At 72.3% G+C, this 7,917-nt stretch carries 6 protein-coding genes; 4 read left to right on the forward strand and 2 right to left on the reverse strand.

Annotated elements, in window-relative coordinates; translation table 11 throughout:
* On the forward strand, window positions 1–2,473 hold a 2,473-nt coding region (locus AB0M20_RS16975; protein ID WP_364299038.1), incomplete at its 5' end, for a PAS domain S-box protein.
* Here the strand turns inward: AB0M20_RS16975 and AB0M20_RS16980 are convergent.
* Together AB0M20_RS16980 and AB0M20_RS16985 are read right to left on the reverse strand one after the other, a co-directional pair.
* Window positions 2,466–3,476, reverse strand: a complete 1,011-nt coding sequence (locus AB0M20_RS16980; RefSeq protein WP_364299040.1) for an FAD-binding oxidoreductase — start codon at window positions 3,474–3,476, stop codon at window positions 2,466–2,468. The genes AB0M20_RS16975 and AB0M20_RS16980 overlap by 8 nt on opposite strands.
* Window positions 3,473–4,450 carry an NAD-dependent epimerase/dehydratase family protein gene (locus AB0M20_RS16985; RefSeq protein ID WP_364299041.1) on the reverse strand — a complete coding sequence of 326 codons (978 nt, stop codon included), beginning with the start codon at window positions 4,448–4,450 and terminating at the stop codon, window positions 3,473–3,475. Before AB0M20_RS16985 ends, AB0M20_RS16980 begins: the two co-directional genes overlap by 4 nt.
* Window positions 4,451–4,660: 210 nt before the next feature.
* Between AB0M20_RS16985 and AB0M20_RS16990 the strand changes: the two genes are divergently transcribed.
* The 3 genes from AB0M20_RS16990 to AB0M20_RS17000 form a co-directional block, all read left to right on the forward strand.
* Window positions 4,661–6,190 (forward strand): ABC-F family ATP-binding cassette domain-containing protein, encoded by a 1,530-nt coding sequence (locus AB0M20_RS16990; RefSeq protein WP_364299043.1) that lies wholly within the window; start codon window positions 4,661–4,663, stop codon window positions 6,188–6,190.
* Entirely contained in the window at window positions 6,159–7,130 is a 972-nt protein-coding gene (locus AB0M20_RS16995; protein ID WP_364299045.1) for a tyrosine-type recombinase/integrase, read from the forward strand. Before AB0M20_RS16990 ends, AB0M20_RS16995 begins: the two co-directional genes overlap by 32 nt.
* A 52-nt stretch (window positions 7,131–7,182) precedes the next feature.
* Window positions 7,183–7,917, forward strand: a 735-nt coding sequence (locus AB0M20_RS17000) for an undecaprenyl-diphosphate phosphatase (protein WP_364299047.1), incomplete at its 3' end; no start/stop codon positions are given.

The raw sequence follows: 7,917 nt of genomic DNA on the forward strand, positions 1-7,917 counted from the left end.
GCCACGCTGGCTGCGGCACACCTGGTCGCAGAAGGCGACGTCGGCGGTCCTGGGCCGGATGGTCGACGCTCCACCGGACGAGCCGGCGACCCGCACGTGGCAGCGCTACTGCGACAGCGCCGCCGCGGTGCTCGGCGCGGATGCCGTGGTGATGCTGATGCCGACGCACGCCGGCGCGGTGCAGGTGAGCGGGCAGGCCGGCCTGCCGGCCGGCGATCATCACTGCACCGGCGCGGAATACGGCGAGCTCCTCGCCGCTGATGCCACGATCGATGCGCTGGCTGGATGGACTCGTCCGCCCGCGGCGGCGGTCATGTTGGCGCAGGCCAGTGACACGCGGTATGTGACGGTGGCGCGGGTACTCGCCGATGACGGGACGGGCGGGGCGCTGCTGCTGCTCAACCGCTACCGCCGCCTGTTCGCCGAGGATGACCTCACCGCGTTCACCGACCTGGCCCGCCGCGCCGCGGCGCTGGCCCGGCGGGCGCAGACCTTGGCCGAACGGGAAAGCCTCGCGGTGATCGTGGAGTCGTCACACGATGCGATCATCGGCCAGACCCTCGACGGCGTGATCACCAGCTGGAACACCGGCGCCGAACGCCTCTACGGCTACCGGCGCGAGGAAGTGCTCGGCCGGCACGGGTCCATGCTGTTTCCACCCGGGCAGGAACGGACCGAGGAAAAGCTGATGGCCCGCTTGGCCCGCGGCGAGCGTATCGACCAGTACCGGATCAAGCGCCGGCGCAAGGACGGCGCCACCATCACCGTGTCGCTGACGTTGTCCCCGATCACCGGCACCGCCGGCCGGGTCACCGGTGTGGCGGCGATCTCCCGCGACATCAGCGAGCGCCAGCGCGCCGAGACGATGTTCGAAGGTCTCCTGGAGGCCGCCCCGGACGCGATCATCGGCGTCACTCCCGACGGTTCCATCGCCCTGATCAACGCCCAGGCCGAACGGCTGTTCGGGTATCCGCGCGAGGAACTGCTCGGCCGGTCGGTCGACGTTCTCGTCCCGCAACGGCTGCGCTCCGGCCATGTCCACCACCGTGACGGCTACTTCGCGCACCCGCGGACCCGGCCGATGGGTGCCGGCGCCGCGCTGGCCGCCGTACGCAAGGACGGCACCGAGTTCCCCGCCGAGATCAGCCTGTCCTCCGTCGACACCGACCGCGGCGTGATCGTGACCACCGCCATCCGTGACGTCACCGACCGCTTGATCGCCCAGGCCGAACGCGAACGCCTGATTGCCCAGGCCGAACGGGACGCCGGCGAGCGCCGCCTGCAGCACGCCCGCCGGCTGGAGAGCCTCGGTCAACTCGCCGGCGGTGTGGCCCACGACTTCAACAACATTCTCGCCGTGATCAGCAACTACGCCGAGATGATCTCCGAGGTCCTCGACGCGCCGGACCTGAATCCGGCGGACCTGGCCGTCGCCCGTAAGGATCTGGGCCAGGTGGCCCGGGCCGCGGAACGCGCCACCCGGCTGACCAAACAACTGCTCGCCTTCGGCCGCCGTGACATCACTCAGGCCACGGTGCTCAACCTGAACCATGTGATCGGCGACGTCGAGCAGATGCTGCGTCGTTCCATCGGCGAACACGTCCACCTGATCACCCACCCGGACCGGGACCTGTGGCCGGTCTACGCCGATGCCGGTCAGCTCGAGCAGATCCTGGTCAACCTGGCCGTCAACGCCCGCGACGCGATGCCGGGCGGCGGCACGCTGTCGATCGACACCAGCAACGCCGAGATCAACGACGACGACCTCACCGGTTCACCGCTCGCGCCGGGGCGGTACGTGCGGCTGCGGGTCAGTGACACCGGCTGCGGCATGCCCCCCGAGGTCATCGAACGCGCCTTCGAGCCGTTCTACACCACCAAACCCAAGGGGTCCGGCACCGGCCTCGGCCTCGCCACGGTCTACGGCATCGCCACCGCCGCCGGCGGCGACGTGCACCTGTACTCCGAGAACTGCATCGGCACCACGGTCACCGTCATCCTGCCCGCCGTCGACGCCCGTCCCGACGAGACCGCCTCCGGCTCGGTCGTGGCTGTCGACGCGGCCACCGACGCATCACCGCACGAGACCATCCTGATGGTCGAGGACGAGGACGACCTCCGCGTGATCACCGGCCGGATCCTGACCCGCGCCGGCTATCAGGTCCTCACCGCCAGCGGCGGCGAGGAGGCCATCCACCTCGCCCAGACGCATCCCGGCGGTATCGACCTGCTCCTCACCGACGTGATCATGCCCAAGATGACCGGCAATGAGGTCGCCGCCCGGATCCGTTCGCTGCGTCCCGACGTTCCGGTGCTCTACATGTCCGGCTACGCCGAACCGGTTCTCACCGAGAACGGCACGCTGCCCGAGGGCGTCACCATCATCGAGAAGCCCTTCACCAGCCGGGACCTGCTCGACCGCGTCCGCTGCTTCCTGCGTTCGGCGGCCGGCCCACACGAACACATCAGCTGACTCCGAAGCGGGTCGGGCGGACGGCGGCCAGCTCGGGGGCTTCATGCCGGTCGAGGATCTCCTGGGTGATCAGGCGGGCGGCCAGGGGCGCGAGGGTGACGCCGGAGTGCATGACGGCCACGTAGAGGTGGTCGTCGAGCGGGCCGATGACGGGGTTGCCGTCGGCGGGCATCGGGCGGTGGCCGACCTGCACGCCGCGCAGGCGAATGGTGTCGGTGCCGTCGAGGGTCGCGGTGATGGCGCCGGTGGTGCGGCGGGCGATGGCGTCGAGCTCGGCCCGGCCGGGGTGGGCGCTGCAGTCGGACGGGGCGAGGAGTTCGCCGTCGGGGGCTTGGCGGATCTCCAGATCGGGGCCGCTGAGAACGGTGTTGATCAGGCCGGGTGGGGCGTCGTAGCGGACCAGGGCGGCCGGTGCGGTGCCGATCGGCAGTAGCACCCCGCACAGGGCGGGGGTGGCGGCGCCGGCGGCGACGATCGTGGTGTCGGCGGGTACGAGCCCGGCGGTCGTCTCGACGCCGTGGGCGTGGACGGCGGTGGCGGTGGCGGTGGTCCGGGTGATGCCGGCGGTCACCGCGGCGATCACGGCGCGGGGGTCGAGGGCGCCGTCCTCGCGGCGGTGGACGGCCGAGGCCGGGACGGTGCGCAGGCGGGGTTGCAGCGCGGCGATGCGGGCGGCGTCGACGAGTGCGGCGTCGATCGGGGTGCCGTCGACGAGGGTGCCGTCGACGAGGGTGGTGGCGCCGGGCGGGTGTGGCGGGGCCGGCCAGGTGAGCGAGCCGGTCCAGGAGACGCCTACCCCGGGGACGGTTTCTTCGAGGCGCCGCCACTCGCGCAGGACGCCGCCGGGCAGCACCGACTCGCCGATCCAGCCGAAGGATGCGCCGGTGGCCGAGGTGGCGGGTGGGCCCGGGTCGATGAGGGTGACGTCGGCGCCGCGGCGGGTCGCGTAGTGGGCGATGGTGGCGCCGACGATGCCGGCGCCGACGACGGCGATGCGGGTCATCGGGTGCCGAGGACCTTCCGTTCCAGGGCCGGGTCGAGGCCGACGGCGGGGCGGTCGGTGCGGTGTGGTGGCGGGCCGTCGATGCTGCCGAGCCAGGCCCAGGTGTCGGTGACGGTGTCGGCCAGGGGGCGCACGGTGAGGCCGGCGGCGACGGCTCTGCTGACGTCGCCGCGGTGCAGGTAGTCGTGGTCGCTGCCCGGTGGGAGCCAGAGGGGCAGGTCGGTCCAGGGCTGGATGCCGGCGGCGAGGATGGGTTCGGGGTCGAGCCACCGCAGGTCGGCGTGGTTGCCGGTGACGGCGTTGGCGGTGGTGAGGAACTCGCCCATGGTGGTCTGCCCGGGCGGGCCGACCAGGTTGTAGGGGCCGGTCAGGCCGCGGGCGGCGGCGTCGAGCAGGAAGGCGGCCAGGTCGCGGGCGTCGATGTACTGCAGGGGCAGACCGGCCGGGCCGGGGGCGAGGGTGGGTCCGCCGCGGTGCAGCCGGTTGAGCCACCAGGGGAGGCGGCCGACGTCCTCGTGGGGGCCGAGGATGAGGCCGGCGCGGGCGTGCAGGACGGGCCCGTCGAAGGTGTCGGCGGCGAGTTCCCCGCCGCGTTTGTCGGCGGCGTAGGTGGTGGCCGCGGCGTCGGGGTCGCCGTCGGTCAGGGGTGAGTCCTCGGTGAGGGGGATGGGTCCGGTGCCGGTGTAGACGCTGCGGCTGGAGACGTAGGTGTAGTGGCCGGCGTGGCCGGACAGGGCGCGGGCGGCGTCGCGGACGACCGAGGGGGCGGCGGACCAGGTGTCGACGACGGCGTCGAAGTCGAGGCCGGCCAGGACGTCGAGGCCTTTGGTGCGGTCGGCGATGAGGGTGCGGACGCCGTCGGGTGCGGGGCGGTGGCCGCGGTTGACGATGGTGACGTCGTGGCCGCGGGTGACGGCGAGGTCGGCGACGGCGCGGCCGACGAAGCCGCTGCCGCCGAGCAGGAGCAGGCGCATGGGCTCGACTGTGCCCGCAGCGTCGTGGCGGGGGCAACCACGTTGCGCCGGCGGCGGCACGAATACGCGCGGCGCGTAATGGGATTGCGGCGGGCGGCGCAGCGGGGCAGGGTGGTGGTCGTTGCCGAGCCGGGAGGGTTCTGTTCTTCATGTGATGTGACCGCGGGCTGTGTGCGTACCCGATGATCGGTCTTGTCCTGGAGGACTCCTGTGCTGAAAGCGGCCTCGCTGAGCTGCACCTACGACGGTGATCTGCTCTTCTCCGATGTTGATCTCACTCTGGGTGACGGCGACCGGATCGGTGTGGTCGGCCCGAACGGCGCCGGGAAGACGGCCCTGCTGCGGGTCCTCGCGGGTGAGCTGCGCCCGGCGTCCGGCGTGGTGACGCCGGCGCCGGGGTCCAGGGTGGCGTTCGTGCCGCAGCAGATGCCGGAGCCGGACGGGACGGTCGGCGGTTTCCTGCTCGCCGGGCTGGGCGAGCTCAGCGACGTGCTGCAGCGGATGCGGCAGCTGGAGGCGGACCTCACCGAGGACGTGCTCGACGAGTACGGCGCGGTGCAGGAACGCTGGACCGCGCTGCAGGGGTGGACGGCCGAGTCGCGGCTGGCGGAGATCAAGCAGCGGCTCGAGCTGACCCATCTGAGCGATGACCGGCCGCTGGACCGGATCAGCGGCGGCGAGCAGGCGCGGGTGCTGCTGGCCCGGGCGCTGCTGCAGGATCCGGACGTGCTGCTGCTGGACGAGCCGACCAACCACCTCGACGCGGAGGGCGCGGCGTGGCTGGGGGACTGGCTGGCCGGGTTCCGCGGGGCGGTCCTGGCGGTCAGCCACGACCGGGCGTTCCTCGACGCGACCGTCACCCGGATCATCGAGCTGGACGGTGTGCACGAGCAGCCGCAGGATTTCCCCGGCGGCGGCTACACGGCGTACCGGGCGGAGAAGGCGCGGCGGTGGCGGCGCTGGCTGCTGGACTTCGAAGCTCAGGAGAAGGACCGGCTGCGCTGGGAGCAGGACATCGAGCTGACCAAGCGGCAGGCGCTCGGGGTGGAGCTGACCGTGCGGTCGGGTGTGGAGGCGCCGCACCTGCGGCGGGTCGCGCGGAAGGTGGCCCGCAAGGCGAAGGTGCGGGAGCGGCGGCTACGCCGGCAGATGGAGTCGCTGCGGTGGGTGGACGAGCCGCGGCGGCGCCCGCCGCTGACGCTGGCGTTCCCGCAGGACGACGGCGGCCCGGGTGAGGAGGTGCTGGCCGGGCCGCCGGGGGTGCGCCGCGGTGACCGGATCCTGATCACCGGCCGTAACGGCGCCGGGAAGACGACGCTGCTGAACGAGCTGGCCGGCGACGACACCCGGACGTTGCCGCAGACCTCCGACGGCCTGCGCACCGACCAGCCGGTGATGGATTTCTTCCGCTCGCAGGTGCCCGTGTACGTCGACGACGCGGAGCGGCTGCTGGCCGGCCACCAGTTCGACGAGGACATGTGGGACGCGCCGCTGCACACCCTGTCGGCCGGTGAGCTGCGCCGGCTGCTGCTGGCCGTGATGGTGAACAGCCCGCAGCGGATCCTGCTGCTGGACGAGCCGACGAACTTCCTCGACTTCGACGCCCTCGACGTGCTGGAGGAGGCGCTGCGCCGGTACCGGGGGACGCTGCTGGTGGTCACGCACGACCGGTACTTCGCCGACGCGATCGGTTTGACCAGGCGCTGGCATGTCGTGGCGGGCAAAGTCGTCGAGAGCTGACAGGATCTCGCACGTGTCCCTGGTTCCGCGGCAGGTGTCCGCCCTCGCGCAGCGGCCCGCCGAGCAGGTCACCGAGGCGTGGCTGGCGAACCGGCGGCTGTCGGAGCACACCCGGGCGGCGTACCGGCGCGATGTGACGGGCTGGCTGTCGTGGTGCGCCGAGCGGGACCTCGACCCGCTGGCCGCGACGTTCCTGGACGTGAACGCGTACGCCCGCCGGCTGGAGTCCGCGGCGCTGGCGCCGACCACGGTGGCCCGCAAGTTGTCCGGCCTGTCCAGCTGGTACGAGTTCCTGCTCAAGCTGCGGGCGGTCGACACCAACCCGGTCGCCGGCGCCGACCGGCCGCCCGTGGCCCGCGACCACTCCGCCACCGTCGGGCTGACCCCGGGCGAGGTGGACGCGCTGATCGCCGCGGCCGACGGCCCCCGGAACAGGGCGATGATCCTGCTGCTGGCCGACCTGGGGTTGCGCGTCGGTGAGCTGGTCGGCCTGGACGTCACCGACATGGGCTGGGAACGCGGTCACCGCTGCGTGCGGTTCGTCGGCAAGGGCGGCAAGCCGCGCCGCCGGGTCCTCACCCCCGCGGCGGCCGAGGCGGTCGACGCGTATCTGGGGGAGCGCACCGAGGGGCCGCTGTTCACCACGTCGACCGGTGGGCGGGTCGACCGGCACGCCGTGTTCCGGCTGGTGCGGCGCCTCGCGCAGGCCGCCGGGATCGAAGCCGCGGGCCGGTTGTCGCCGCACTCGCTGCGGCACGCGTTCGCGACGGCGGCCCGCTCCGAGGGGGTGGCGCTGGAGGACGTGCAGGACGCCATGGGCCACGCCGATCCGCGGACCACCCGGCGTTACGACCGTGACCGGCACAACCTGGATCGTGACCCCGCGTACACGATCGCGGCCGCCCGGGCTGAACGCGCAGCCGGGCGCGGGGCCGGGTGACCGACCGCCTATCCTCTCTCCTCGCTGGGTCGATCACGGAAAAGGGTCAGGGTTGAACATCTTCGAAGCGGTGCTGCTGGGTGCGATCGAAGGAGTCACGGAGTTCCTGCCGATCTCCAGCACGGGTCACCTGACCATCGCGGAGAAGCTGCTGGGCTACTCGATCGACGACCCGGACATCACCGCGTTCACCGCGATCATCCAGTCCGGTGCGGTGCTCGCCACGGTGATCTTCCTGCGCAAGGACATCGGCCGGATCGTGCCGGCCTGGCTGCGGGGCCTGTTCAACGCCGAGGCCCGCACGAACCCGGACTGGCGCTACGGCTGGGCGATCATCCTCGGGTCGCTGCCGATCGGCGTGATCGGCCTGCTGTTCCAGGACACCATCACGACGACGCTGCGTAGCCTGTGGTTCGTCGCGTCGGCGCTGATCCTGTGGTCGGGGGTGATGTGGTTCGCCGACCGCGCCGCCACCCAGATCCGGCACGAGGACGACGTGACGTGGAAGGACACGCTGATCATCGGGGTCGTGCAGTCGGTGGCGCTGATCCCGGGGGTGTCCCGGTCGGGGGCGACGATGTCGGCCGGTCTGCTGCGCGACTTCGACCGGGTGACGGTGACGAAGCTGTCGTTCTTCCTGTCCATCCCGGCGCTGCTCGGCGCGACGGTGCTGCAGTCGGTGTCGGAGTACGACAACATCTCCGGCGGCGTCGGCTGGGGCAACACCCTCGTCGCGACGGCCGTGTCGTTCGTGGTCGGCTACCTGGCCGTGTCGTGGCTGCTCAAG

This window comes from Actinoplanes sp. NPDC051633, assembly GCF_040681735.1.
Lineage (GTDB): Bacteria > Actinomycetota > Actinomycetes > Mycobacteriales > Micromonosporaceae > Actinoplanes.